Source organism: Ruegeria sp. YTSC003 (genome assembly GCF_059609785.1).
Window position 1 is genome coordinate 244,824 of sequence record NZ_JBXWMK010000002.1, and the last position, 24,441, is coordinate 269,264.

The following is a 24,441-nucleotide window of genomic DNA, read 5'->3' on the forward strand; positions in this document are numbered from 1 at the left end:
AGAAAGTTACGCGGGCTGGATCATAACCTCAAGTCACGCTGGGGCAAGAACACCAGACAATGCGCGGAACAATGCCGTTCCGTCCGTTCCACCATGGCCGTCATCCGCCGCACGTTCAGGGTGTGGCATCATTCCCAGCACCCGGCGATTTTCAGACAGAATACCGGCGATATCCCCGACCGAGCCGTTCGGATTCTCGGTATAGGTGAACGCGACCCGATCCTGATCCTGCAGTTTGGCCAGTGTGGCGTCATCCGCAAAATAGTTACCGTCATGGTGCGCGATTGGAATACCGATCACATCGCCCGCATTGTAACCTTCGGTGAACGCGCTGTCGCTGGTTTCCACCTTCAGACCGACCGTGCGGCAAATGTATTTCAAACCGGCATTGCGCAGCAAAGCGCCCGGCAGGATGCCGGTTTCAGTCAATATCTGAAACCCGTTGCAGACACCAATGGCATAACCGCCACGTTTGGTATGTTCGACCACGGCTTTGCAGATCGGTGACTGCGCAGCAATGGCGCCGCAGCGCAGGTAATCGCCGTAGGAAAAGCCACCCGGAACGCCGACAATATCCACACCTTCAGGCAGCGCGGCGTCCTTGTGCCAGACCATATCGACCTCAAAACCTGCCTGTTCGAAAGCGACGGCAAGATCCCGGTCACAGTTTGAGCCTGGGAATACGATGACAGCTGCGCGCATGGCGGGGCCTCCGGGGATAAGGTTCAGACCAGTTCGATTTCGTAGCGTTCGATGACCGTGTTGGCCAACAGCTTTTCGCACATCTCGGTGATGTCCGCCTCGGTCGCGCCTTCGGCCAGCTCAAGATCGATCACCTTGCCCTGCCGCACGCCTTCGACCTGATCAAAGCCCATGGCACCCAATGCGTGACGCACCGCCTCACCCTGCGGGTCGAGGACCCCGTTTTTGAGCATCACATGCACACGTGCTTTCATTCTCGCAACTCCAGCTGAGGGCCGATATTGTCGGCCCGTTCCGTTGCGCGGGGGATAACGTGCTGAAAGGCGTTCGACAACCCTTCTTGAAGTGGGCAGATGACCGCACTTATGCCCGCTACCCGCCACCCCCGGAAATCAGACCAGGATAGTGCGCGTCAATTGCATTGAACGTGCCTGTCAAAACCATCTCGATTGCGACCGCCACAAGTATGAGAGCCATGACACGCGTGATGACATTAATCATCGTCATCCCCAATAAGCGCGAGATCGGATCGGCGAACAACAAGCCTAAGCCAACGATCAAACAAGCGATTACGATTGCCGTGCCAAGCGTCACCACTTCGGCACCATCGCTAAGCGTATGAGAGTAGACGATTGTTATCGCAATAGTGCCGGGCCCAATAGTCAACGGAATTGCAAGCGGTACAACGGCGATGTTTTCTTTTTTCTTATGCCCCTCCTCCACAGCTTGCTGATCCCCTTGTGGCCTGTCCGACGCGTTCAGCATCGACATACCAATACCGAAGATGATCAGACCCCCGGCAATACGGAACGAGGGTATGTCGATCCCGAACACAGCCAGGATCTCTTCTCCGATCACAACCGCTATCAGACCGATAATAATCACCGTACCCGTCACGATAAACGCTACCCGCCGGCGTTCGGGGGCCGAATACCCTTTCGTCATGCTAAGAAAAATCGGGATGCCGTAGAGCGGGTTGAAAATCGCCAGAAGGGCTGCAAGGAACTTTAGAAAAACTGCCTGATCAAACAATTCGGCCATGTATAGCGCTACTCTCGTTTTCCTATTTGCCCGACAATGCCGGACAACCGGCAATCCTGTCAAACCGCCAGATACAAAGAAAAAAGCACCGCTTTGAGTATAGCAGTGCTTTTGATAAAATCCGGTTCGCCCGTGTGATCAGTTGATCAGCGTGGGCTTAGCGACGTTGCTTTTCGGCAATACGCCCAGCCGGCGTGCAACTTCGGAATATGCGTCCGTCAGGCTACCCAGATCGCGGCGGAATACGTCTTTGTCCAGCTTTTGACCGGTTTCGATATCCCACAGGCGGCAACTGTCGGGGCTGATTTCATCAGCCACGATCAAACGCTGGAAATCCCCGTCGTAAACGCGACCGATCTCGATCTTGAAATCGACCAGACGAATGCCGACAGCCAGCATCATGCCGCTCATAAAGTCATTGACGCGCAGCGCGAGGCTCAGGATATCGTCCATGTCCTGTTGGCTGGCCCAGCCAAAAGCGGCGATATGTTCCTCGGTGACCAGCGGATCACCCAACGCGTCGTCTTTGTAGCAATACTCGACAATCGGGCGCGGCAGTTGCGTCCCTTCGGCAATGCCCAAACGTTTTGACATTGTTCCCGCCGCATAGTTGCGAACGATGATTTCAAGCGGAACAATCTCGCAATTGCGCACCAATTGCTCACGCATGTTCAGGCGACGGATGAAGTGGGTCGGAACACCAATCTGGTTGAGGCCAGTCATGAAGAACTCGCTCAGACGGTTGTTCAACACGCCCTTTCCGTCGATGACATCTTTCTTTTCCGCATTGAACGCGGTGGCATCATCCTTGAAATACTGGACAATGGTGCCGGGTTCCGGGCCTTCATACAGAATTTTGGCCTTACCTTCGTAGATCTTTTTGCGACGCGCCATGAGCGACCTTTCCAGTCCGGGGCGAGGGAATGAGTCCCTTCGCGTTGGCGCCCTCATAGTCCAAGCCCCCCTTTCCCGCAAGTTCAGCGGACCGAGAGGCTTTGACGCAGCGCAATTCCCTTGCACAGGCGCTCAGCTATAGTCATATCATCAATAAAGAAGATGTAATCTATGAGGTCCGCAACCAATGACCACTTTTGACGAACGCGAAAACGCTTTTGAGGCTAAATTCGCCCATGACGAGGAAATGCAGTTCAAAGCACAGGCGCGCTGCAACAGATTGCTAGGTCTCTGGGCCGCAGAAAAGATGGGCAAGTCCGGCGAGGACGCCGAAGCCTATGCCAAAACCGTAGTAATCGCCGATTTCGAAGAGGCCGGGCACGAAGATGTCGTGCGCAAGGTCGCCGGAGATTTGGGCGCGTTGTCGTCCGATGAGGAAATCCGCGCAAAAATGGCCGAGCTATTGCCTGAAGCCAAAGCGCAGGTCCTGAGCGAAACCGAATAAAAAAACACTCGGCTCATGATCTTCATGAGTTTTATGAATTTGATTTGATGCCCCGGTCATGAGACACGGGGCGTCTGAATTTTTAACGGCCCTATTCGGCTATTTGGGAATACCCCCATGACAAATGCGCTCTATAAACTTCTGGAAACAAATGATGCTTTGCTGGCCGATGGTGCCACAGGCACGAACTTGTTCAATATGGGCCTGCAATCAGGTGACGCGCCCGAGCTGTGGAATGTCGAAGCACCGGATAAAATCCGCGCTTTGTACCAGGGTTCGGTTGACGCAGGCAGCGACCTGTTTCTGACCAACACCTTTGGCGGCACATCCGCGCGCCTGAAACTGCACGACGCCCATAACCGGGTTGGTGAGTTGAACCGGATCGGTGCCGAACTGGGCCGTGAAGTGGCGGACAAATCCGGGCGCACCATTGTTGTTGCAGGCTCTGTTGGTCCGACCGGTGAGATCATGGAACCTATTGGCAGCCTGTCCCATGCCGGCGCTGTTGAGATGTTTCACGAGCAAGCCGAAGCGCTGAAAGAAGGTGGTGCGGACGTTCTATGGGTCGAAACCATCAGCGCACCAGAGGAATTCAAAGCAGCGGCGGAAGCTTTTGCGCTGGCCGACATGCCCTGGTGTGGCACCATGAGCTTTGACACTGCCGGACGTACCATGATGGGTGTAACGTCGGCCGATCTGGCCCAACTGGTCGAAACCCTGCCTAATCCGCCAATCGCATTTGGGGCCAACTGCGGCACCGGTGCGTCAGACATCCTGCGTACTGTGCTTGGATTTGCGGCTCAGGGAACGGAACGTCCGGTGATTTCCAAAGGCAACGCGGGTATCCCGAAATATGTCGATGGCCATATCCACTATGACGGCACGCCTGAATTGATGGGGCAGTACGCCGCGATGGCACGGGATGCGGGTGCCACGATCATCGGCGGGTGCTGTGGCACCATGCCAGATCACCTGCGCAAAATGCGTGAGGCACTGGATACAACCAGCCGCGGGACACGTCCGACGCTGGATCAGATCACGGATGCTTTGGGCCCGTTCTCTTCAGCTTCGGACGGTACCGGAGACGATGCGGCAGTGCCCGAACGGCGCAATCGCCGCCGGCGTCGCGCTTAAACTGTTCAACGCCCCTCGAATTTCGGGGGGCGTTTTTCCATGAAGGCTACTACCCCTTCGGCAAAGTCGCGCGAACGGCCACAGTAGCCCTGCAAATGCGCCTCCATCTCCAGTTGCTGCGGCAGAGTGTTGTCGTAAGTTCCGCGGATTGCCTGTTTGATCGCGCCAAACGCGGTGGTCGGTCCGTTTGCCAGATAGGCAGCTCGCTTGCGCCAATGCGCGTCGAAATCGTCGTCAGCCACCGCTTCCCAGATCATGCCCCATTCGTCCGCTTGTCTGGCACTGACTTTGTCGGCAAACAGTGCCGCCCCCATGGCTTTGGCGAACCCCATCTGTCGTGGCAGGAACCATGTGCCGCCCGCATCTGGCATCAAGCCGATACGGGAAAACGCCTGCAGGAAATACGCGCTTTCAGTCGCAATCACCACATCTGCGCTGAGCGCAATGTTCGCCCCGGCCCCGGCTGCTGGTCCATTGACGGCTGCGATGGTTGGGACCGGACAGTTGTAGATGGATTCCAGCATGGGATCATATTCGTCGCGCAGTGTGCGTTCCAGATCAATCCGGCCAGTGCTGGAAGAATCGCCCAGATCCTGACCTGAGCAGAAGGCGCCCCCTGCCCCTGTCAGCACGATTGCCCGCGCATGCCGGGCCGCATGTGTCATCGCATGGGTGACCTCGGCCCGCATCTGTGCGGTCAGCGCGTTCATCTTGTCGGGCCGGTTCAGGGTTACCACTGCCAGATTGTCAGTGATATCCAGCAGTATAGCCTCATAGTCCATGTAGTGCTCTCCCCATGCTCACGGCATTAGGGAACCCTGACTCAATTCAAGACGAAGGGAAAGAAATACGGTGGGTCAGTCGTCAAGAATCTGGCGCAGGCGTTCTTTCTCAGCTTCGCTGAGGCCGTCCTTGACTTCCGTGCCCACCGCCTGAGATCGGTTGCGTAAAAAACTCCAGCCTATCACGGCGGCGATCAACAACATGATCGGACCGGCCAGCCATAGCATCAGGTTCGCCCCCGTAACCGTAGGCTTTAACAGAACGTATTCACCGTAACGATCCACGATAAAATCGACCGCTTCCTCATCGGTATCGCCCGCGACCAGCCGTTCGCGCAGCAGCAGGCGCAGGTCGCGAGCAAGTTCGGCATTGCTTTCGTCGATGCTTTCATTGCGGCAGACAAGGCAGCGCAGGCCGGTGCTCAGGTCACGCGCGCGTTGCTCCAGGACCGGATCCTCCAGTACCTCGTCTGGCTGCACCGCAAACAAGGGCGATGCGATCAGGGCGAAAATCAGGATCAGACGCTTCATTCCGCCGGTACTCCACCCGAGGGTGCTTTGCGCGCACCCGCTGCCACCCGGAACCTGCGGTCAGTCAAGCTCAGAAGCCCGCCTAATGCCATCAGGATACATCCGCCCCAGATCCAGTTGGCCAGAGGTTTGATGTAAGTCCGCATGACCCAACCACCATCGGCTTGCTGGTCCCCTATCACGACATAGAGGTCGCCCCAAAAGCGATAGTCGATCGCCGCCTCGGTAGTAGGCATCCGGGCAACGGGGTAATTGCGTTTCTCGGGATGCAGCGTGCCCATAGATCGACCGCTCTTTTCAACCTGAACATCCGCAGTGGTTGAAAAATAGTTCGGCCCTTGCACGTTGCGGACATTTTCAAGCGTCAGTGTGAACTGCCCAACTTCAAACGGCTGACCGGGCTGCGCAACGCGGATATCTTCAACCTCCCACGCGGTCAGACCGGCAATGGCAAAGATGGTTACTCCAAGCCCGGTATGAGCCACCGCTTTACCCCAGTCCGCGCCCGGCAAGCGGAACAGACGTTGGATGCTGCCCTTGCGACCGGTGCGGCTCCATAAATCAACGGCCGCACCTAAAGTGATCCAGGCCCCAAGAAACAGTCCGATCGGCCCAAGGGCGCTGCGTCCGGTCTGCATAACCCAGACCAACAGGGCCAACGCGACCGACAAGATGAACACATAGCGCAGGGAATAGGCCGTCTTGCCCAATTTGCCTCGCTTCCATGGCAACATGGACCCTATCGGCAACGCGATACCTAGGGCGACCATAAAGGGCGTGAAGGCCGCATTGAAGAATGGCGCGCCGACCGAGAGCTTACGGTCGAACGCCATCTCTGCCACCATCGGCCACATCGTTCCGAAGAATACCACGAAACAGCTGACCGCCAGCAGGATGTTATTTAGAATCAACGCGCTTTCGCGGCTAACCACGCTGAACACACCCTTTGCCTCCATCGCTTGCGCGCGGGCCGCGAACAGGGTCAGTGCGCCACCGATGAAGAGCACCAGAATGATCAGGATAAAGACGCCGCGTTCCGGGTCATTTGCAAAGGCATGCACAGAAGTCAGCAAGCCCGACCGCACGATGAATGTCCCGATCAGCGAGAAGCCGAATGCGATGATCGCCAAAAGGATGGTCCAGCTTTTCAACGCTTCGCGTTTTTCCACGACGATGGCGGAATGCAACAGCGCGGCGGCCAAAAGCCATGGCATGAACGAGGCGTTTTCCACCGGGTCCCAGAACCAGAAACCGCCCCAACCCAGCTCGTAATAGGCCCACCATGATCCCAGAGCGATGCCAATGGTCAGGAATATCCACGCGGCAAGGGTCCACGGACGCACCCAGCGGCCCCATGCGGCATCAACGCGCCCTTCGATCAGGGCGGCGACGGCAAAGCTGAAGGCCATGCTAAGCCCCACATAACCCAGATACAGGAACGGCGGATGGAAGGCCAAGCCGGGATCCTGCAACAACGGGTTCAGATCACGACCATCGAACGGGGCGACAATCAGCCGTTCAAACGGGTTCGATGTGAACAGGATGAACGCGAAAAAGGCGACCGCAATCATCGATTGAACCGATAGAACGCGCGCTTTCAATGTCGGTGGCAAGCCACCCCCAAAAAAAGCAGCCATCGCTCCGAACAATGACACGATAAGAACCCACAACAGCATCGAGCCCTCGTGGTTTCCCCATGTCCCGCTGATCTTGTACAGCATCGGCTTGGCCGAATGGCTGTTCTCGACGACCACACGCAGGGAAAAGTCCGAAGTCACGAACGCCCAGACCAAGGCTCCGAACGAGAAAGAAACCAGCAAGAACTGGACGATTGCGGCGGGTTCCGCGACCCCCATCCAGCCGACCCAACGTTTGGCTGCGCCGATCAAGGGAACGATCGACTGCACGATTGCGACGAGGAAGGCGAGGATCAGGGCGAAATGGCCAAGTTCTGTAATCATGCCCCAGATATAATCCTGTTGCGTGACCAGCACCAATCACTTTCGCCCCCTTGCCGCGAACATAGTGTCGCGGGTCAGCCGGTCCTTTTGCGCCGCCATGTCTCTAACGCAAGGTTTTCGTCAGGTTTTATTACGGCTGCTGTTAGTGCCGCGTCGGGGCCGGATTTGGCCACGCCCACGCCGTCGCTACGCATCTCAGCCAGCGCCTTTAGGCTTTCAAGCACCTGCGGAGTGCGCATCATGGTGGCCGAAATTTCGCGTTGCAATTCTTGCACCTTGGCCTGATGCCGCGCGCCGAAATAGAAGGACACGATCACCCCCAGCAACCACCACAACGGCTCGGGTACCAGGGCGATCCCCTGCATACGCGCCGAAAACCAGATCGGATCGACCATCGCCGCCACAAAAAGACCAAGCGTTCCCAGTGCCATCGCGGGCCTGGGCAGGCGGTTAAGACCGTCGATAAACCGATCAAACGGAGCTTTTCCAGAGCCCTGAAATTCTGCCCCGAACTGACTGACAGCCTGCCGTCGAATCTGCAAACCCCTCTCGGCGCCGCTTTCTGCATTTTCCCGAAAGACCTCGGCGGTTTCTCGTATGATGTTGCGCTCGTTTCCAAACAGAAAAGCCAAAATACCCGAGATCAATCCCATCGTGAAACCCTCTTTTGAAACTCTGTGTCCGTCAGGTGATAGGAAGGTGAAACAAACTCTTCCGCCCGCCGGATCCAGCCTCCTTTACCGCCCGCCCTACTGCGCGCGAATTTCCGGGACGCGGGCCTTCGATCCGCAAGACGGAAGTAATAGTTGCGGCGTGCAACCCCATAGGCATCTGCAAAGGTAACCGGGTCAGACTTGGCCGCGCTTCGGCATGCCCGAGCTGTCTGTGGCCCAACAACCCCGTCCACCACCACGTCGAAACCCATTTCGCGCAACAATCGCTGCAGAATGCGGACTGCCTGCGCACCTGCATTGACGTACATGTCAAACACCGAGGGCTGGACCATCTCGGGCAACAGTCTCAAGCGCGGAAGCTCAAAATAATGTCGGACGAAAAAATCAATGGCCTGCGCTTTGCTGAGCCTTCGCACATCCGTTTGGTCCACCACCCCATCACCAGACAAATCCAGACCCAGACGCCGCATGGTATGAACGGTCACACCATAGTTTGTCGCGCCGCCCGGATCATCCGGGTCATCTACGAACCCACCCTCTCGCCCCACGATCTCAGTCGCAATTTTCCGAACCGTCTGCATCGCACCCTCCGCCTGTGATTGCGCAAAGGCTCGGGCAAATTGGTTAACCCGTGGCAATGAAAAAGGGCGCTGTGTGCCATGTGCACGCAACGCCCCTGTTTGAAGTTAGGTATCGGTCCCGGATCAGCCTCCGTCGACTTCCTTATAGACACCCTGTTCTTTCAGGGCATCAACGACCTCTTTGGGCATATAGGTTTCATCGTGTTTGGCTAGAATTTCAGTGGCTTCAAAGACACCGTTCACATAAGATCCGGTGCCGATCATTCCCTGATTTTCCGTGAACAGGTCCGGCAGAACGCCGGTAAAGGCCACGGGAACACTATCGCCACCATCGGTTACAACGAAACGTACCGTCTTACCCTGCCCCCGCACGATCGAGCCTTCTTCGACCAGCCCGCCAATCCGAAACACTTCGGTCGGTTTGGGGGGCTCGGCGATCACCTGGCTGGGCGAACGGAAGAAATTGATGCCGTCCCGCATGGCATACCCAATCAACGCCGTCGACAGCGCCAAAGCGACGGCTGCCAGCACAATGACCTGAATTCGACGACGTTTCTTGAGCGTTTTCATACCGTCCTCACGGGAACAAGGGGGCCATCATCAGGCCCCAGGTTTCATCCTCACCTAACATCAGGTTAGCGTTCTGCAAAGCTTGCCCGCTGCTACCTTTTGTCAGGTTATCCAACGCGCCGATCACAATGGCCCGGCGTTCGATTCGGTCGGCGACCACGCCGATATGGCAAAAGTTCGATCCCCGCACATGGTGGGTCGAGGGTGCCTCGCCAAAGGGCAGCATCTGGATAAAGGGTTCGTCTACATAAGCCTTTGCCAGCGCCTCATATACGCTGCTCGGATCACCCTTGACATAAGTCGTTGCCAGAATACCCCGGTTGGCCGGGATCAGGTGTGGTGTGAATTGCACATGAACGGTCCGCCCGGCCAGAGCCGAGAATTCCTGATCAAACTCACCCAGATGTCGATGCGTGCCACCAACCGCATAGGCGTTATAACCTTCGCTAAGCTCTGCATGCAGCAGGTTTTCCTTCAGCGACCGCCCTGCCCCGGACACAGCGCATTTCAGATCCAACACGATATCGTCCAGATCAATGACGCCGGCCGAAATCAGCGGGCGCAGCACGTACTGACCAGTCGCCGCATTGCAGCCGGTTCCGGCCACAAGGCGCGCATTGCGGATCTCATCCCGATAGAACTCGGTCAGGCCATAGACCGCCTCTTCCTGCCGCTCCATTGCCACATGCGGGTTTCCGTACCACTTTTCGTACTCTTCGGGGTCACGCAGCCTGAAATCCGCAGACAGATCGACGATCTTCAGGTTCTTGGGCAGGTCTCGAATGACCTCTTGGCTGGTTTTATGCGGCAGCGCGCAAAAACACAGGTCGACTTGCGAGAAATCGATCTCGGAAATTTTACACAGATCTGGCAAGTCCATGTGCCGCAGATGCGGAAAGACCTGCGCCATCGACTGACCAGCCTTTCGCTCGGCGGCCAGCGCGACGATGTCCATATTCGGGTGCTCGGCGATCAGCCGCACCAGTTCAGCGCCGGTATAACCAGATGCGCCCAAAATTGCGATTCTATGGGTCATGTCAGACCTCTTGTTTCAGTGTGTCACAGGATACGATCGCCGGTGTGACGGTCGTTGAACTACGGGATCAAACAGGCTGCGTCCTTGACCTAAGTCAGGCGGCCTCAAAGGTGATTTGTCGTCGGAGGAATTGCGTCGCCCTGTCACTGACGAACTCGGGCTTGCCGGTGGTCAGAAAGCCACCATCGCCGTCACCCTGCATTCTCGGATGCCTTTGCAAGTAATCCGCCAGGCTTTCGGCGACCAAATCACCCTGACTGTACACCTGAACATCCGGCCCAAGAGCCCGCTGGAAGGTTTCGGCCATCAGCGGGTAATGGGTGCAACCCAGAATCGCCGCCTGCGGCTCGGGCATCTTGCGTTTTAGCGCATCCACATGCGACCGCACCAACGCTTCGGCCAGGATCATGTCACCGTCCTCAATGGCGTCGACGACACCTCCACAGGCCTGCGCCTCGACATCGACACCGATGGCCCGAAACGCCAATTCCCGCTGAAAGGCCCGACTGGACACTGTGGCAGGCGTCGCAAACAGGGCCACATGTTTGACCGCAACTTCACGAGGTGGACTGTTATCGCCCCACTGCCGTTCCGTCAGCGCCTCAATAAGCGGAACAAACACGCCAAGCACGCGCTTGCCTTCGGGCACACCCTCTTCCTGCATCCGGCGCAATGCGGCCGCGCTGGCGGTATTGCAAGCCAGAATCACAAGATCACAACCACGGTTCCACAGATCGTTCACGGCGCTGCGTGTCAGGTCATAGATATTTTCAGCGTCCCGCACGCCATAGGGCGCGTGTGCGCTGTCCGCGAAATATAGAAAATCTACGTCGGGCAGACGTTTCTGCGCGGCGTTCAGGACGGTCAGACCGCCCAATCCGGAATCAAAGATGCCTACTGCCATTTGCCCCTTTAGGCGCGATGCCGTTCCTCAAATTCATAGCCGTAGTCATAAGACTTCAGCGGCTTTGGGGACAGCTCATACGTGGCTTTGCGCAAGAAATCCATCATCTTGCGTTTGTCGGTGGCTAACGGGTCCAAAACGTCGCGGGAAATCGGCTCACCGATGACCACTTTTACCGGCGTATCGACGCGCTTTTTGAACTCTTTGATCAGCAACCCCATGCGCAAAGTGTTGTGCAGATGGCTGGCAATCTGGAACAGGCGCGAGGTGTGACCGTCAAAGAAAACGGGCACTACGGTAGCCTCGGATTTGGCCACCATCCTTGCAGTAAACCCACGCCACCCCGGATCCATCGGATGTGAGAACGGCTTTACGCCCGTGCTCACCGTGCCACCCGGAAATATCCCAATGGCACCGCCATCACCCAGATAGTTCAGCGCGGTTTTCCGGGTTTCAATATTCTGCTTCATCGCCTCTTTCGTTTCTTCAAACGATATAGGCAAGACAATGTTGTCCAAGTCTTCGGCCTTGCGAAACACGTGGTTCGCCAGAATGCGAAAATCTCCGCGCGTTTCGGACAAGATATGCCCCATCATCATCCCGTCCAGAATACCATATGGATGGTTGGCAATCAGGATCAGTGGCCCGGTTTTGGGAATGTTGGACAAAGACCCGCTGACCACGTCCAGCGTAAGCCCGTACCTCTCAACCATGACCGACCAGAAATCACGCCCGTCGGCCACTTCTTTTTCATACCCGTCTGCACGCTTAATCAGGCGCATGCGACCCGTTGTGTTCTCCATCAACTTAATAACCATACGCCCGCCTTTGGTTTCGGCGGAATAGGCATAAGAGATGTCACGAGCAACGTGGCGGCGCGAGGGCATTTCGAACTCCGATACTTGGCACCTGCTAGATAGTACCAAGTAACATTTTTGCCTAGCTATCGTGACAGGCTTGTGACGGATTATTCGGCCGCCGCTTGCATTTCTGGACCGCCATTTCGAATGGTCGCCAACAGTTCTTCGCGCCTTTTTGCGGCCTTAGCCTCGTTTTCAAGTAGAACCGGGCCAAAACCCTTGATCTCTAGTGGCAACTTGGCCAAAGCAACAACCGCATCCTTGGTTTGTGGTGTAACCAAGGGCGTTATCTCTTTGAGATCATGTTCATATTGCCGGATCAAGGCGCGCTCCATCCGTCTCTCGGTGCTGTAGCCAAAGATATCCCATGGAGTACCACGCAGGCCTTTCAACCTGGAAAGCAACTTCAACGGACCCAACATCCACTCTCCGAATGCCCGCTTGCGTGGCCGGCCTTCTGCATCCTTCCCACCCAATATCGGTGGCGCAAGGTGCAGGGTCATCTTGAAGTCGCCGTCAAACTCGGCCTCTGCCTGTTCGCGACTGCGAAGCAACAGACGCGCAACTTCGTATTCATCCTTGTAAGACAATAGCTTATGATACCCTCTTGCGACGGCCTCTTTGACGGTATCATCCTCGAAGCTATCGACAAGCTTACGATAACGCTTTGCCAGACGGGCGCCTTGGTAGTCGGTCAGGTGCTGCGCACGGAATTCAATCAGCTGTTCCAGAGTTTTTGGCAGCTCGGTCACCTGAGGGTTCAAAATCGCGGTGACATCTTCCGGATGCAGAACGGCCCAACGGCCAATATCAAAGGCGCGTTTGTTGCGCTCAACCGCGGTCCCGTTCAACTCGATCGCCTGTAACATCGCTTCATGGCTGATCGGTAACAAACCACGCTGCCAGGCCGCTCCCAAGACCATCATGTTGGAGTAAATCGAGTCGCCCATCACCGCGCGTGCCAGATCGGTGGCGTCGAACAGCGACAGACCCTCTTTCAACCGCGCCTGCAGCGCAAGCTCTAGTCGATCGCCGGGGATTTGGAAGTTGGTGTCGCGGGTAAAGTCGCCCGTGACGGTTTCATGGCTGTTTACCACGGCACCAGTTTGTCCGGTGCGAGTCAGTCCAAGCGTTTTGGCCCCAGCGGACACAACAAGGTCGCCCCCAATCAGCGCATGTGCCTCGCCCGTGGCCACACGAATGGCACTGATGTCCTCGGGCCGGTTGGCCAGACGGCAATGTATGTGCACCGCGCCGCCTTTTTGGGCCAGACCCGCCATCTCCATCATCCCGGCGCCCTTGCCGTCGATCTGAGCTGCTTGCGCCATCACAGCGCCCAGAGTGACCACGCCAGTCCCGCCAATGCCAGTAATGACAACGTTATGTGTACCGTTGATCGTCGGCAGAACGGGCATCGGCAAGTCCGGCAAATCGATCTCGGTCGTGGCCTCTTTGCGGATCTTGGCCCCTTCCAATGTCACGAAAGACGGGCAAAACCCTTTCAGGCAAGAGAAATCCTTGTTGCAGCTGGACTGGTCGATAGCGCGCTTGCGCCCCAACTCGGTCTCTTTCGGAACGATCGAGACGCAGTTCGACTGAACCCCGCAATCGCCGCACCCCTCACAGATGTCCGAGTTGATGAACACGCGCTTGTCTGGATCCGGGAACGTACCCCGCTTGCGACGGCGACGCTTTTCTGCCGCGCAGGTCTGAACGTAGACGATGACCGAAACGCCTTCGATCTCGCGGAATTTCTTCTGCACGTTCATCAGCTCGGCGCGTTCAAAGGTTTCCACGCCAGACGGCATTGCCTTGAAGTTCACGTCTTCTTTTTCATCGTAAACCACGGCCACATGCTGAACGCCCATGGCCTTGACCTCGGCCACGATCCGCTCTGCGCTCAGATCACCTTCGTTATCCTGCCCGCCCGTCATGGCGACGGCATCATTGAACAGGATTTTGAAGGTGATGTTGGTTCCTGCCGACAGCGCCGCTCGGATCGATTGAACGCCCGAGTGGTTGTATGTCCCGTCACCTAGGTTCTGAAACACGTGATCGGTCGTCGAGAACGGCGCTTCGCCGATCCAGTTCGCACCCTCTCCGCCCATCTGGGTGAACCCGGTGGTTTCCCGATCCATCCACTGCACCATGTAGTGACAGCCGATCCCCGCATAGGCCCGGCTGCCGTCGGGCAGTTTGGTCGAACTGTTATGTGGGCAGCCCGAGCAGAAATACGGCAAACGCGTTGCAATCTCTTCTGCATTATCCGCCCGGCGCGCCTCGGATAGCTTGGCCATTCCAGCGCGCACCCCGTCAGTATCGCGCCCTTCCTCAATCAGGATATCGCCCAGTTTTTCGGCGATCATGATCGGATCCAGCGCGCCGCGTGTCGGGAACAGTTCTTCACGATGCAAGGTACCGGCCCCGCCCTTGTACCAGCCGTAGACGCGACGCCCGCGGCGGTCGTCAAAGATGGCCTCTTTGACCTGAACCTCGATCAGCTTTCGTTTTTCTTCAACGATTACAATCAGGTCCAATCCTTCGGCCCAGTCATGGAAACCCGCCATATCCAGCGGGAATGTCTGACCAATCTTGTAAGTCGTAATGCCCAGGCGCTCGGCCTCGGCCTCATCAATATTCAGCAATGACATGGCGTGCGTCAGGTCCAGCCAATTCTTGCCGGCCGCTACAAACCCGATTTTCGCGCCCGGTTTGCCCCAGACGCGCTTGTCCATCTTGTTGGCATGCGAGAACGTCTCGGCCGCGAAACGCTTATAGTCAATGACCCGCCCTTCCTGTAGGTGCGGTGTATCACCCAACCGAATGTTCAAACCGCCTTCGGGAATGTCGAATTCGGGAACCACCACGTTCATGCGATCCGGGCTGCCATCCACGACCGAGGTAACCTCGATCGTGTCTTTCATTGTCTTCAGCCCTACCCAGACGCCTGCAAACCGGCTGAGTGCGAACCCGTAGATGCCATAGTCCAAAATTTCCTGCACACCAGCAGGGCTAACCACAGGCATGTACGTGTCGACCAAAGACCATTCAGACTGATGCAACACGGTCGAGCTTTCGCCGGTATGGTCGTCACCCATGGCCATCAGAACGCCGCCATGTTTGGCGGTTCCGGCCATGTTCGCGTGACGCATCACGTCGCCGGAACGGTCCACTCCCGGACCCTTGCCGTACCAAAGTCCAAAGACGCCGTCGAACTTGCCGTCACCGCGCAACCCGGCCTGTTGGCTACCCCATAATGCTGTGGCGGCCAAATCTTCGTTCAGCCCGAACTGAAAGGTCACATCGCTTTCAGCCAGATGTTTCTGGGCTCGCATCATCTGTTGATCTACAGCCCCAAGGGGCGAGCCGCGGTATCCGGTCACAAGACCTGCGGTATTCAGACCCGCCTCATTGTCCCGTGCCTTCTGCATCAACATAAGACGCACCAGCGCCTGTGTGCCGTTCAAAAGAACGGGGTTTTTCTCAAGATCGAACCGGTCGTTTAGCGATATTTGTGGCTGACTCATCGGACGCCTCCCCTCGTCAGATCAGTGTGCTTCATTCATACGCATTTTAGGTCAAAAAAGCTGACCTGTATAGGACCTACCAGTCTGTTATTGTAACGTTTCAACAGTTTGAATGTAGAACTTGTTACCTATTTCATATAGGGCTTCGGAAGGATAACGAAAGTTGCGGCGATGGATTGGGACAAGTTAAGGATATTTCACGCGGTTGCGGATGCGGGCAGCCTGACTCATGCGGGGGACAAGCTGAATCTGTCCCAATCCGCGGTCAGTCGGCAGATCCGTGCGCTTGAAGAGTCGCTTGATTCGACGCTTTTTCACCGCCACGCCCGCGGCCTGATTCTAACCGAACAGGGAGAGCTGCTGTTCGACGCGACATCGGCCATGTCAAAACGTCTGGATGCGGCCGCCGCCCGCATTCGCGACAGCGAAGAAGAAGTGTTCGGAGTTCTGCGCGTTACCACCACGTTTGGCTTTGGCACACTCTGGCTAGCACCACGCCTTCCGAAACTATACGAGCAATACCCCGATCTAAATATCGACCTGATGCTGGAAGAGCGTGTTCTCGACCTGCCGATGCGCGAGGCCGATGTCGCCATCCGCATGAAAGAACCCAGCCAAGCCGATCTGGTTCGAAAACGCCTGATGACCGTGCAAATGCAGCTTTATGCTACGCCGGAATACCTGGAAGAACGCGGCAGCCCAGAAAGTCCCGAAGACATCTCGAAACACAGGTTGATCTGCCAGACACCCTCGGCCCCGCAGGTCGGCGCAAGCGCAATGATGGTCCGGCACCTGATGACCTATAATCCGACCTCGCTGTTGACGGTGAACAACTATTTTGGTGTTTTGCAGGGTGTTTTGCACAACCTCGGCATCGGTGTGTTGCCGGATTACGTGACCCATGACTTTCCGCATCTGCAGTCGATCCTGTCGGATATCGAAACCGCCGATGTCCCGGTTTATCTCGCCTACCCCGAGGAACTGCGCCATTCCAAACGCGTCGCGGCATTCCGCGACTTTGTTCAGGATGAGATCATTGCGCAGCGCAAGCAGTTGAAGCAGATGGGAAAACTGTAGCTATGCACCAGTGGCATAGCGGCAATGATCTGCGATCAGTCTATAAAACCTTGATAGTACACAAACCGCCCCCTAAATGAGCAATCGAAGGCGGTGATGCTGTAACGCTCATCATCTTCACCTCCCTGTTGGACTACGGCCGAGCTTAGTGCTCGGCCTTTTTTTTGCCCGCAACACTAAATTCATATCTGAAATGGGTGAAACATCTGGGAAGATCCTGCACTTAAGCCTATGATCACGAAAAAATCATCAAGACTTATGGTCGAGGACAGATTCGATGTTTCACCTCACTCGCCTGTTAATGGCGTTCTTCTCCATTGCGCTATTATCTGGGCCAGCACTTGCCCAGGTCACTAGTACCTCTAGTGCACCGACTACCGTCACAATTCCCGAGGATCTGACGCCCGAACAAGTCGATGACATGGTCGCACGTATGTCCGACGACCAGGTCCGCGCGATCTTGTTAGAGCGTCTGGACGCGGTTGCGGAAAAAAATGCCGCCGAAGCGGAAGAGCGCGAAGACCCAATCACGGAAATCAATGAGATCTGGGCCGAAATGGTGGCGTCGTGGACTCAGGTTATCGTCACGGTTCCGAACATTTTCAGTGCGCAAGCCGACGCTTTCAAAAACTTTTCGGCAACCTTTGGTACAACCGGCGCGTTTACCCTGTTGGGCCTAATCCTCAGCGTACTTGTCGTCGGCTTCCTCGCAGAAAAGCTGTTCGAATTCCTTACTCGGCGGTGGCACGAACATGCTGAAGTCGGAGATGAAAATGATCTTTGGGGCGCCGTCAGGTACCTGTTTCGCCGTTTTTGCCGCGAGATCGCAGGATTGGTCGTGTTCTATGTCGTCATCCGCGCGGTCGGGCGTGGGCTTCTGACTCCGGAACAAATCACCTACGCGGCACCCTTCGTTTTTTACCTGATCTGGATTCCGCGCTTGGGCGCAGCAGCCTCGCGGTTCGTACTTGCACCCAGCAAACCTCACTACCGGCTGGTGAATATCGATGATCACTGGGCGAAATACCTACACCGCAACCTGATCGGTCTGCTTATTTTGGTCGGTTTCACGCTGTTCCTGCTTCATTTCAACAGGCTGAACGGCATTACCAGCGGCGAAACACGCATTGGTTTCTGGCTGAACGCAGCGATCCATATCTATATCGGCGTCATCGCCTGGACCGCGCGCGAAGGCCTGTCTCAGATGATGTTGGGTACCGACCCTGATCATTCCAAATTTGATGAGGAAGTCGCCCACTACTACCCCTACTTCGCAATCGGCGTGTCGGCGGTAATCTGGCTGCTGGTCGAGTTTATCGTAGCGCAACGCAATCCCTCGTCTTTGGCGCTGCTGGTCAAGGGGGCGCATTTCACCACCATGGCTTGGCTGCTGATCGCACCTGCCTTGGATACGCTGATACGTGGGTTGGTTCGCCATCTGCAACCGCCTATGCTTGGCGAAGGCCCGGTGGCCGAGCGCGCATACAAGTCTACTAAACGCAGTTATATCCGGATTGGTCGGGTTTTGGCCGGCATTCTTGTCATCCTGATGATCGCCAGGGCATGGGATCTCGACCTCAGTGAAATCGCGGGTGGTGGGGATGAATCCGGTAGCAAGGTCATCCAGTTCTTCATCATCATTGCTGTTGGCTACATCCTGAACGAGGTCGTTTCGCTTTGGATCAACCGTCGCCTTGCGAAAGAGCAAACTGCGGTTGAACAAAGTGCCGATCAAGAAGCGGGCGAAGGCGGCGGTTCTGGTGGATCACGTCTGGCGACGGTTCTGCCCCTGCTGCGCGTGACAGCTCAGGTCGCGATTGCGGTGATATTTGTCCTGCTGGCGCTTGGCGCGCTGGGTCTGGATATCACACCGCTGCTGGCTGGTGCTGGTATTCTAGGCCTGGCTATCGGCTTTGGTGCGCAGAAACTGGTCTCTGACATTGTCGGCGGGATCTTTTTCCTGATCGACGATGCGTTCCGGGTAGGTGAATATGTCGATATCGGCGGCACCATGGGAACGGTCGAAAAGATCTCGATCCGCTCCATGCAATTGCGCCACCACCGCGGTCTGGTTCATACCATCCCATATGGTGAGATTCAGAAGATCACCAACTTCAGCCGCGACTGGGTCATCATGAAGCTGAAGTTCACCGTGCCCTTCGATACCGATCCGAACAAGGTGAAGAAAATCTTCAAGAAGATCGGCGCCGAGATGATGGAGGATGAGGTTCACAAGGACGGCTTCCTGCAGCCCTTCAAATCTCAGGGTGTGTTCGACTTTGACGATGTAGGCATGATCATCCGCGGTAAGTTCATGGCAAAACCGGGCAAGCAGTTCACCTTGCGCAAAGAGATCTTCAATCGGGTCAAAGCCGCCTTCAAGGAAAACGGCATCGACTTTGCCCGTCGCGAAGTTCGCGTCGCTATTCCGGGGCTGGATGATGCCGAAAATCTGACCGAGGAGCAAAAGGCAGCCGTTGGCGCTGCGGCTGCAGATGCGTCCAAGGCGCAAAACCCGGCCTAGCGGCATCGGTTCAGTCGCTGATTGGACACTGACTGACACCCTCATTTTCAAAACAACAGACGGAACCGGCCCAATCGCCGGTTCCGTTTTTTACTTTCACAATTGGCCTGCGCTGACTTGACCCTTTCCACAGACGGCACCTTGCCCTAAAAGGCCGGCAATCCCGGCCAACCTGGACAAGGACAAACGATGCAAGAGCCCGCCATCACCCCGGATCTGATTGCCGCACACGGGCTGAAGCCCGACGAATACGATATGATCCTCGAAATCATCGGGCGCGAGCCGACATTTACCGAACTCGGCATCTTTTCGGCCATGTGGAACGAACATTGTTCCTACAAATCGTCCAAGAAATGGCTGCGCACCTTGCCCACCTCCGGGCCTCAGGTGATCTGCGGACCGGGCGAAAACGCAGGTGTGGTCGATATTGGCGACGGGCAGGCAGTGGTGTTCAAGATGGAAAGCCACAACCACCCTTCATACATCGAACCCTATCAGGGCGCGGCCACAGGCGTTGGCGGCATCTTGCGTGACGTCTTTACCATGGGCGCGCGGCCTATCGCATCCATGAACGCGCTATCCTTTGGTGAGCCCGGCCACCACAAAACCCGCCAACTGGTCAATGGTGTGGTCGAAGGCATCGGCGGCTACGGCAACTGTTTCGGAGTACCATGTGTTGGCGGTGAAGTTCGTTTCCACCCAGCGTATAACGGCAACTGTCTTGTAAACGCCTTTGCCGCCGGATTGGCCGACAGCGACAAGATTTTCTACTCGGCAGCCTCCGGCGTTGGTATGCCCGTCGTCTATCTGGGTGCAAAAACTGGCCGCGATGGCGTTGGCGGTGCAACCATGGCCTCGGCCGAGTTCGATGACACCATCGAAGAAAAGCGCCCCACTGTTCAAGTTGGCGACCCGTTCACTGAAAAGCGCCTGATGGAGGCGACGCTGGAGCTGATGCAGACGGGTGCCGTGATCTCGATCCAGGATATGGGGGCGGCTGGTCTGACCTGTTCTGCCGTTGAGATGGGCGACAAGGGCGGTCTGGGTGTGCGTCTGGATCTGGAAAACGTTCCCCAGCGCGAAGAGGATATGACAGCCTATGAGATGATGCTGTCTGAATCTCAGGAACGCATGCTGATGGTCCTCAAGCCCGAGCTTGAAGCCGAAGCCCGCGCCGTGTTCGAAAAATGGGACCTGGACTTCGCCATCGTCGGCGAAACCATCGCCGAAGACCGCTTCCTGATCCTTCACAACGGCGAAGTCAAAGCCGATCTGGTCCTGTCCAAGCTGTCCTCGACGGCGCCGGAATACGACCGCCCGTGGGAGGCTACGCCGGAAGCCGAAGAACTGGCTGAAGTCCCGCAAATCGACCCGATCGACGGTCTGCGCGCCTTGCTCGCTTCTCCAAACTATGCAGGCAAGCAGTGGGTTTATGAGCAGTACGACACCATGGTCATGGCCGACACCGCCCGAACCCCAGGTCTGGGCGCAGGCATGGTCCGCGTGCACGGCACTGACAAGGCACTTGCCTTCACCAGCGACGTAACCCCACGCTATGTCCGCGCCAACCCTGTTGAGGGCGGCAAGCAGGCTGTGGCCGAGGCCTACCGCAACCTGACCGCCGTTGGAGCCAACCCATTGGCGACCACCGATAACCTGAACTTCGGCAACCCCGAAAAGCCCGAGATCATGGGCCAGTTCGTCGGCGCGATCCAGGGCATCGGCGAAGCCGTAGCCGCGCTGGATATGCCGATCGTGTCGGGCAACGTCTCACTGTACAACGAAACCGATGGCCAGGCGATCCTGCCGACCCCGACCATTGGCGCAGTAGGTTTGCTGAACCACACGGACGAGATCATCGGCAACGAGGTTCGCGAGGGCCATGTCGCGCTAGTCATCGGCGAGACAAACGGCCATCTTGGCCAATCCGCCCTGCTGGCCGAAGTGTTCAACCGCGAAGACGGCGACGCGCCGCATGTTGATCTGGATGCCGAAAAACGCAACGGCGAGTTCATCCGGGCCAACCGCGAGATGATCAAGGCCTGCACCGATCTGGGTGACGGTGGCCTGGCGCTAGCAGCCTTTGAGCTGGCGGAATCCGCAGGCGTCGGCGTTCACCTCGATGAAGCCTCGACCGAGTTCCTGTTCGGCGAGGATCAGGCCCGTTATCTGGTCGCGTGCAACTTTGATCAGGCCGAGGCGCTGATGATCGCTGCTGGTCAGGCAGGCGTTCCTCTGGTGTCCGTAGGTCGGTTCACTGGCGATAGCATTCGGGTTGGCAACTCTGAGGCCGCGTTAGAGGATCTGGCTACCACGTTCCGCACCAGCTTTGCTGAGGCCGTCGCATAACACCGAAGCAATCTTTGCAAAATGAAACCTGCGCCTGCCCCGGCGCAGGTTTTGTCGTTTCAGGTTCCCTATCCTCCTCTTGCACGCCCCGTCCGGGCGCTCTACATCTTGAGAAAGACCTTCAGGAGAAACCTACATGCCGATGAGCGCCCACGAAATCGAAGCCCTACTGCGTGAAACCTTTCCGGATGCGGAAATTCAGGTTGGCGGCAGCGATGGCGTGCATATGTCCGCAATGGTCGTGGACGAAAGCTTTCGCGGGAAAAACCGGGTGCAACAACAGCGCGCAGTCTATGCCGCCCTGAAGGGCAAGATGGACGGCTCGGACGGAGAGCTGCACGCTCTGGCGCTCACGACGAAAGTGCCTGAATGACGTTTACTGCTTGGGTATATACTGTTTCCGGGGTGTTTACGTTCATCGGAATTGTACTCATCATCAAATCGACGTTTGGCAAAACGCGCTATTCAACCAAACGTGGAACAACACCCAATCAGAACGCTACACTGGTTGCGTCAAGCTTTAACGGACTAAATGGGGATCAAGGACAAGCTGGGCTAATACCTAGAGACCCTCATGAATACGCCAAAGCCATGGCTCCAAAAAAATGACCGGCTGGCTCTTCTGGATAGGCGCACTCGCGACATTGATAGTTGCCGCGGCGCTTATCGAAGCCTATGTGAAGCGCAACAGAAAGCGTAAGCTGGCCGACATGCGCCCCGATCCGGACAAGATCAGCAAAGTCGGCGGCATTGAAAGATACGGGCTGGATCCGCTGGCTCTGGCACAGGCCGAGCATCGGCGACTTGAGGAAGAAGGATGGGGTCCCGACCCGTCACAAGATGAAACGACCGCCCCCGACGCGGGTGAAAAGGACAAGCAAGATGACCGACGTTAAGACTCAGATCGACGAAACCGTCAAAGCCAACGATGTGGTGCTCTACATGAAAGGCACCAAAGAGATGCCCCAATGTGGGTTCTCGTCCCGCGTGGCCGGCGTGCTGAATTACATGGGCGTTGAATATGCCGATGTTAATGTTCTGGCCGACGAAGACGTTCGTCAGGGCATCAAGGATTATTCTGACTGGCCAACAGTTCCACAGCTGTATGTCAAAGGTGAATTCGTCGGTGGCTGCGACATCATCACCGAGATGACCCTGTCGGGCGAATTGGACACTTTGTTTGACGAAAACGGTGTCGAATTCAACAAGGAAGCTGCTGACAAAATTCGCGAAGCAAACGCCTGATCAGCGACTGTTGCAATTCTCCAAAACAACCTGCTCACTGGCGGCCCCTCCGGTCGCCAGAAAGCTGACTGTCGCATCCCACCCTTTTGATCGCAGGATATACGACCCGGTCTCTCCTGCGGTTTCATAGCGAATACCCGATCCGCTGGGCACTTGCTGCAGGGCAACCAATTGGTTGTCCACCATCATCGCCGCCGCACCAGACCCATCAGCCGCATTGAAATACGCAACCTGCAATTCAACGCCATTCTGGCAGGTGAAGGTAACCGGTAGGATATCTATTTCCGCCCAGGCCAAGCCCCCCGGTAGACCAATCAGACCGGTCAACGCTACCGTTTTCAACACATTCATTTTGCCGTTTTCTCCTCAACCACCGAGGCCAGGGCTTCGGCGCGTGCGGCCAGTTCGGCCAGTGTGTCCGTGACCGAAGGCGGGACGACGGCCACTTCAATTCTTTCAGGCTCGGGCTCAGGTCGGTTGCGCAGGCTTTGCAATTCGGCTTCAACTTCGGCCAACTTGGACTCTGCCCGTTTGAGCTTGTCATCTGTAGCGGCGGTCTTGTCGGCCAGCATCAGCCCGGCCATCAACAGCATGCGTGCTTCGGGCATCCGACCGATCTGATCAGACAAAACCTGCGCTTCGTCATCCAGCATTTTCGCCGCAGATTGCAGAAATGGCTCTTCACCGTCCTGGCAGGAAACGTCAAAACCACGGCCACCGATATGAATGGTCAATTCGGGCATTACTCTACCTCCCCCTCAGCCAGCTTTGCCTGCGACAGCAACGGTTCCAGCCGGGCCAGTACCGCCTGAGCTTCGGCAGCGTCCGTCGCCTGCGCAGCCTTCGTCGCCTCAAGCTCGGCCACAGTCGCGCGGTTCAACAGCTCGGCATCGGCCAGACCGTCCTTGCTGGCCGCCCGCAACTCATCAACCGAGTTGCGCAGTTGTTCGTTCGCCTTGCGCATACGTTGAAGATCATCATCCAAACGCGACATGGCCGCGCCGTGGCTGGCACGTTCCGCACGCAGCATCTCAAGCTCTGCGCTTAACTCCGCAACACGCTCGCTGTCGGCCAATTCGGACCGCAACTTTCTATTCTCATCTTCAAGCGACTGCGTTTTGCTCACAACCGATTTAAGTTCATCGTTTTCTGTCTTGAGAACAACCAGTTCGTCCTGGTTTTCCAATGCAGCCTTAGCCTCTGCCAACTCGGCCCTGGCCGCTTCGACCGCCGCCAATTTGGCGGTGGCCTCTGACAGCTGCTGACGCAACGCGCCGTTTTCAGGATCTTCGGCTGGCGTTGCTTTCAGCGCATCCATGTCGGCGCGCATCGCGTCGACTTCTTTCTCGTGCCGTTCCTTGAGGGATTTCAGCCGCTCTTCCAGCTGCGCATTGGCGACGCGCTCGTCTTCCAATGCCGTGTGTAGAGCGGTGTCGTCACCGCCACTTGCAGGCACCGCGTCACGCAGGGCGTCGACCCCGGTTCCGATCCTCTCCATCGCGGCAACGATACGGCGCTGTAATTCTTCGATCTGGCTCATGCCC

25 protein-coding genes are annotated in these 24,441 nt (G+C 56.7%); 8 read left to right on the forward strand and 17 right to left on the reverse strand.

The window, feature by feature from the left end; all coding sequences use genetic code 11:
* Positions 1-33: 33 nt before the first annotated feature.
* The 4 genes from purQ to purC all read right to left on the reverse strand — a co-directional run bounded on the left by purQ (position 34) and on the right by purC (position 2,637).
* Entirely contained in the window at positions 34-702 is a 669-nt protein-coding gene (purQ, locus tag AC2FFH_RS04970; RefSeq protein ID WP_496722696.1) for a phosphoribosylformylglycinamidine synthase subunit PurQ, read from the reverse strand.
* Between the two features lie 23 nt (positions 703-725).
* On the reverse strand, positions 726-956 hold the full coding sequence (gene purS / locus AC2FFH_RS04975) for a phosphoribosylformylglycinamidine synthase subunit PurS (protein WP_109311572.1): 231 nt from the start codon (positions 954-956) through the stop codon (positions 726-728).
* Positions 957-1,074: 118 nt separating this feature from the next.
* Positions 1,075-1,743, reverse strand: coding sequence for a MarC family protein (locus tag AC2FFH_RS04980; RefSeq protein WP_496722693.1), 669 nt, complete (start codon positions 1,741-1,743; stop codon positions 1,075-1,077).
* A 138-nt stretch (positions 1,744-1,881) separates the two neighbouring features.
* Positions 1,882-2,637, reverse strand: coding sequence for a phosphoribosylaminoimidazolesuccinocarboxamide synthase (gene purC / locus AC2FFH_RS04985; protein WP_058271542.1), 756 nt, complete (start codon positions 2,635-2,637; stop codon positions 1,882-1,884).
* A gap of 187 nt (positions 2,638-2,824) precedes the next feature.
* Between purC and AC2FFH_RS04990 the strand changes: the two genes are divergently transcribed.
* Together AC2FFH_RS04990 and bmt are read left to right on the forward strand one after the other, a co-directional pair.
* Positions 2,825-3,142 carry a DUF1476 domain-containing protein gene (locus tag AC2FFH_RS04990; RefSeq protein WP_496765068.1) on the forward strand — a complete coding sequence of 106 codons (318 nt, stop codon included), beginning with the start codon at positions 2,825-2,827 and terminating at the stop codon, positions 3,140-3,142.
* 117 nt (positions 3,143-3,259) lie between these two features.
* Positions 3,260-4,276 (forward strand): betaine--homocysteine S-methyltransferase, encoded by a 1,017-nt coding sequence (bmt, locus tag AC2FFH_RS04995; protein ID WP_496843894.1) that lies wholly within the window; start codon positions 3,260-3,262, stop codon positions 4,274-4,276.
* A 5-nt stretch (positions 4,277-4,281) separates the two neighbouring features.
* On the opposite strand, the gene AC2FFH_RS05000 is transcribed toward bmt, so the two are convergent.
* The 10 genes from AC2FFH_RS05000 to AC2FFH_RS05045 all read right to left on the reverse strand — a co-directional run bounded on the left by AC2FFH_RS05000 (position 4,282) and on the right by AC2FFH_RS05045 (position 15,702).
* Positions 4,282-5,058 (reverse strand): enoyl-CoA hydratase-related protein, encoded by a 777-nt coding sequence (locus AC2FFH_RS05000; protein ID WP_496776743.1) that lies wholly within the window; start codon positions 5,056-5,058, stop codon positions 4,282-4,284.
* 75 nt (positions 5,059-5,133) lie between these two features.
* Entirely contained in the window at positions 5,134-5,589 is a 456-nt protein-coding gene (locus AC2FFH_RS05005) for a cytochrome c-type biogenesis protein (protein WP_058271538.1), read from the reverse strand.
* On the reverse strand, positions 5,586-7,550 hold the full coding sequence (locus AC2FFH_RS05010; protein ID WP_496844042.1) for a heme lyase CcmF/NrfE family subunit: 1,965 nt from the start codon (positions 7,548-7,550) through the stop codon (positions 5,586-5,588). The genes AC2FFH_RS05005 and AC2FFH_RS05010 overlap by 4 nt, the downstream gene beginning before the upstream one ends.
* A gap of 74 nt (positions 7,551-7,624) precedes the next feature.
* A complete protein-coding gene (locus tag AC2FFH_RS05015) occupies positions 7,625-8,203 on the reverse strand; it encodes a holin family protein (protein ID WP_496765075.1) in 579 nt (192 codons plus the stop codon).
* Positions 8,194-8,805, reverse strand: coding sequence for a holin-associated N-acetylmuramidase (locus AC2FFH_RS05020; protein WP_496843896.1), 612 nt, complete (start codon positions 8,803-8,805; stop codon positions 8,194-8,196). Before AC2FFH_RS05020 ends, AC2FFH_RS05015 begins: the two co-directional genes overlap by 10 nt.
* Before the next feature lie 123 nt (positions 8,806-8,928).
* Positions 8,929-9,375 (reverse strand): cytochrome c maturation protein CcmE, encoded by a 447-nt coding sequence (gene ccmE, locus AC2FFH_RS05025; RefSeq protein WP_108858699.1) that lies wholly within the window; start codon positions 9,373-9,375, stop codon positions 8,929-8,931.
* 7 nt (positions 9,376-9,382) lie between these two features.
* Entirely contained in the window at positions 9,383-10,411 is a 1,029-nt protein-coding gene (argC, locus tag AC2FFH_RS05030; protein ID WP_496843898.1) for an N-acetyl-gamma-glutamyl-phosphate reductase, read from the reverse strand.
* Positions 10,412-10,505: 94 nt separating this feature from the next.
* Positions 10,506-11,315: a glutamate racemase gene (gene murI, locus AC2FFH_RS05035; protein WP_496843899.1), complete on the reverse strand. Its 810-nt coding sequence runs from the start codon at positions 11,313-11,315 to the stop codon at positions 10,506-10,508.
* A gap of 8 nt (positions 11,316-11,323) precedes the next feature.
* Positions 11,324-12,202: a lysophospholipid acyltransferase family protein gene (locus tag AC2FFH_RS05040; RefSeq protein ID WP_496765084.1), complete on the reverse strand. Its 879-nt coding sequence runs from the start codon at positions 12,200-12,202 to the stop codon at positions 11,324-11,326.
* An 80-nt stretch (positions 12,203-12,282) separates the two neighbouring features.
* On the reverse strand, positions 12,283-15,702 hold the full coding sequence (locus AC2FFH_RS05045; RefSeq protein ID WP_496843900.1) for an indolepyruvate ferredoxin oxidoreductase family protein: 3,420 nt from the start codon (positions 15,700-15,702) through the stop codon (positions 12,283-12,285).
* 171 nt (positions 15,703-15,873) lie between these two features.
* Between AC2FFH_RS05045 and AC2FFH_RS05050 the strand changes: the two genes are divergently transcribed.
* The 6 genes from AC2FFH_RS05050 (at position 15,874) to grxD (ending at position 22,897) form a co-directional block, all read left to right on the forward strand.
* Positions 15,874-16,779 (forward strand): LysR family transcriptional regulator, encoded by a 906-nt coding sequence (locus AC2FFH_RS05050; protein ID WP_058271530.1) that lies wholly within the window; start codon positions 15,874-15,876, stop codon positions 16,777-16,779.
* A 277-nt stretch (positions 16,780-17,056) separates the two neighbouring features.
* Positions 17,057-19,303: a mechanosensitive ion channel family protein gene (locus AC2FFH_RS05055; RefSeq protein ID WP_496843901.1), complete on the forward strand. Its 2,247-nt coding sequence runs from the start codon at positions 17,057-17,059 to the stop codon at positions 19,301-19,303.
* A 189-nt stretch (positions 19,304-19,492) separates the two neighbouring features.
* Positions 19,493-21,652: a phosphoribosylformylglycinamidine synthase subunit PurL gene (gene purL / locus AC2FFH_RS05060; RefSeq protein ID WP_496781338.1), complete on the forward strand. Its 2,160-nt coding sequence runs from the start codon at positions 19,493-19,495 to the stop codon at positions 21,650-21,652.
* 136 nt (positions 21,653-21,788) lie between these two features.
* On the forward strand, positions 21,789-22,025 hold the full coding sequence (locus tag AC2FFH_RS05065) for a BolA/IbaG family iron-sulfur metabolism protein (protein ID WP_170412908.1): 237 nt from the start codon (positions 21,789-21,791) through the stop codon (positions 22,023-22,025).
* 232 nt (positions 22,026-22,257) lie between these two features.
* Positions 22,258-22,548 (forward strand): hypothetical protein, encoded by a 291-nt coding sequence (locus tag AC2FFH_RS05070; protein ID WP_496776729.1) that lies wholly within the window; start codon positions 22,258-22,260, stop codon positions 22,546-22,548.
* Positions 22,535-22,897: a Grx4 family monothiol glutaredoxin gene (gene grxD, locus AC2FFH_RS05075; RefSeq protein ID WP_496765098.1), complete on the forward strand. Its 363-nt coding sequence runs from the start codon at positions 22,535-22,537 to the stop codon at positions 22,895-22,897. The genes AC2FFH_RS05070 and grxD overlap by 14 nt, the downstream gene beginning before the upstream one ends.
* Here the strand turns inward: grxD and AC2FFH_RS05080 are convergent, their stop codons facing one another.
* The 3 genes from AC2FFH_RS05080 to AC2FFH_RS05090 are packed head-to-tail and all read right to left on the reverse strand — an operon-like array spanning position 22,898 to position 24,437.
* The gene (locus AC2FFH_RS05080; RefSeq protein ID WP_496843902.1) at positions 22,898-23,248 is read right to left on the reverse strand and encodes an MliC family protein; all 351 of its coding nucleotides are present in this window, start codon (positions 23,246-23,248) and stop codon (positions 22,898-22,900) included.
* Positions 23,245-23,640: a cell division protein ZapA gene (locus AC2FFH_RS05085; protein ID WP_496739919.1), complete on the reverse strand. Its 396-nt coding sequence runs from the start codon at positions 23,638-23,640 to the stop codon at positions 23,245-23,247. The genes AC2FFH_RS05080 and AC2FFH_RS05085 overlap by 4 nt, the downstream gene beginning before the upstream one ends.
* Complete coding sequence (locus AC2FFH_RS05090) at positions 23,640-24,437, reverse strand: hypothetical protein (RefSeq protein WP_496765102.1); 798 nt, start codon at positions 24,435-24,437, stop codon at positions 23,640-23,642. The genes AC2FFH_RS05085 and AC2FFH_RS05090 overlap by 1 nt, the downstream gene beginning before the upstream one ends.
* Positions 24,438-24,441: the final 4 nt, after the last annotated feature.

Excerpts from the sequence above, each read along its gene's own strand:
- purQ (WP_496722696.1), bottom strand. The coding sequence starts at position 702 with ATGCGCGCAGCTGTCATCGTATTCCCAGGCTCAAACTGTGACCGGGAT.
- purS (WP_109311572.1), bottom strand. The coding sequence starts at position 956 with ATGAAAGCACGTGTGCATGTGATGCTCAAAAACGGGGTCCTCGACCCG.
- AC2FFH_RS04980 (WP_496722693.1), bottom strand. The coding sequence starts at position 1,743 with ATGGCCGAATTGTTTGATCAGGCAGTTTTTCTAAAGTTCCTTGCAGCC.
- purC (WP_058271542.1), bottom strand. The coding sequence starts at position 2,637 with ATGGCGCGTCGCAAAAAGATCTACGAAGGTAAGGCCAAAATTCTGTAT.
- AC2FFH_RS04990 (WP_496765068.1), top strand. The coding sequence starts at position 2,825 with ATGACCACTTTTGACGAACGCGAAAACGCTTTTGAGGCTAAATTCGCC.
- bmt (WP_496843894.1), top strand. The coding sequence starts at position 3,260 with ATGACAAATGCGCTCTATAAACTTCTGGAAACAAATGATGCTTTGCTG.
- AC2FFH_RS05000 (WP_496776743.1), bottom strand. The coding sequence starts at position 5,058 with ATGGACTATGAGGCTATACTGCTGGATATCACTGACAATCTGGCAGTG.
- AC2FFH_RS05005 (WP_058271538.1), bottom strand. The coding sequence starts at position 5,589 with ATGAAGCGTCTGATCCTGATTTTCGCCCTGATCGCATCGCCCTTGTTT.
- AC2FFH_RS05010 (WP_496844042.1), bottom strand. The coding sequence starts at position 7,550 with ATGATTACAGAACTTGGCCATTTCGCCCTGATCCTCGCCTTCCTCGTC.
- AC2FFH_RS05015 (WP_496765075.1), bottom strand. The coding sequence starts at position 8,203 with ATGGGATTGATCTCGGGTATTTTGGCTTTTCTGTTTGGAAACGAGCGC.
- AC2FFH_RS05020 (WP_496843896.1), bottom strand. The coding sequence starts at position 8,805 with ATGCAGACGGTTCGGAAAATTGCGACTGAGATCGTGGGGCGAGAGGGT.
- ccmE (WP_108858699.1), bottom strand. The coding sequence starts at position 9,375 with ATGAAAACGCTCAAGAAACGTCGTCGAATTCAGGTCATTGTGCTGGCA.
- argC (WP_496843898.1), bottom strand. The coding sequence starts at position 10,411 with ATGACCCATAGAATCGCAATTTTGGGCGCATCTGGTTATACCGGCGCT.
- murI (WP_496843899.1), bottom strand. The coding sequence starts at position 11,315 with ATGGCAGTAGGCATCTTTGATTCCGGATTGGGCGGTCTGACCGTCCTG.
- AC2FFH_RS05040 (WP_496765084.1), bottom strand. The coding sequence starts at position 12,202 with ATGCCCTCGCGCCGCCACGTTGCTCGTGACATCTCTTATGCCTATTCC.
- AC2FFH_RS05045 (WP_496843900.1), bottom strand. The coding sequence starts at position 15,702 with ATGAGTCAGCCACAAATATCGCTAAACGACCGGTTCGATCTTGAGAAA.
- AC2FFH_RS05050 (WP_058271530.1), top strand. The coding sequence starts at position 15,874 with ATGGATTGGGACAAGTTAAGGATATTTCACGCGGTTGCGGATGCGGGC.
- AC2FFH_RS05055 (WP_496843901.1), top strand. The coding sequence starts at position 17,057 with ATGTTTCACCTCACTCGCCTGTTAATGGCGTTCTTCTCCATTGCGCTA.
- purL (WP_496781338.1), top strand. The coding sequence starts at position 19,493 with ATGCAAGAGCCCGCCATCACCCCGGATCTGATTGCCGCACACGGGCTG.
- AC2FFH_RS05065 (WP_170412908.1), top strand. The coding sequence starts at position 21,789 with ATGCCGATGAGCGCCCACGAAATCGAAGCCCTACTGCGTGAAACCTTT.
- AC2FFH_RS05070 (WP_496776729.1), top strand. The coding sequence starts at position 22,258 with ATGACCGGCTGGCTCTTCTGGATAGGCGCACTCGCGACATTGATAGTT.
- grxD (WP_496765098.1), top strand. The coding sequence starts at position 22,535 with ATGACCGACGTTAAGACTCAGATCGACGAAACCGTCAAAGCCAACGAT.
- AC2FFH_RS05080 (WP_496843902.1), bottom strand. The coding sequence starts at position 23,248 with ATGAATGTGTTGAAAACGGTAGCGTTGACCGGTCTGATTGGTCTACCG.
- AC2FFH_RS05085 (WP_496739919.1), bottom strand. The coding sequence starts at position 23,640 with ATGCCCGAATTGACCATTCATATCGGTGGCCGTGGTTTTGACGTTTCC.
- AC2FFH_RS05090 (WP_496765102.1), bottom strand. The coding sequence starts at position 24,437 with ATGAGCCAGATCGAAGAATTACAGCGCCGTATCGTTGCCGCGATGGAG.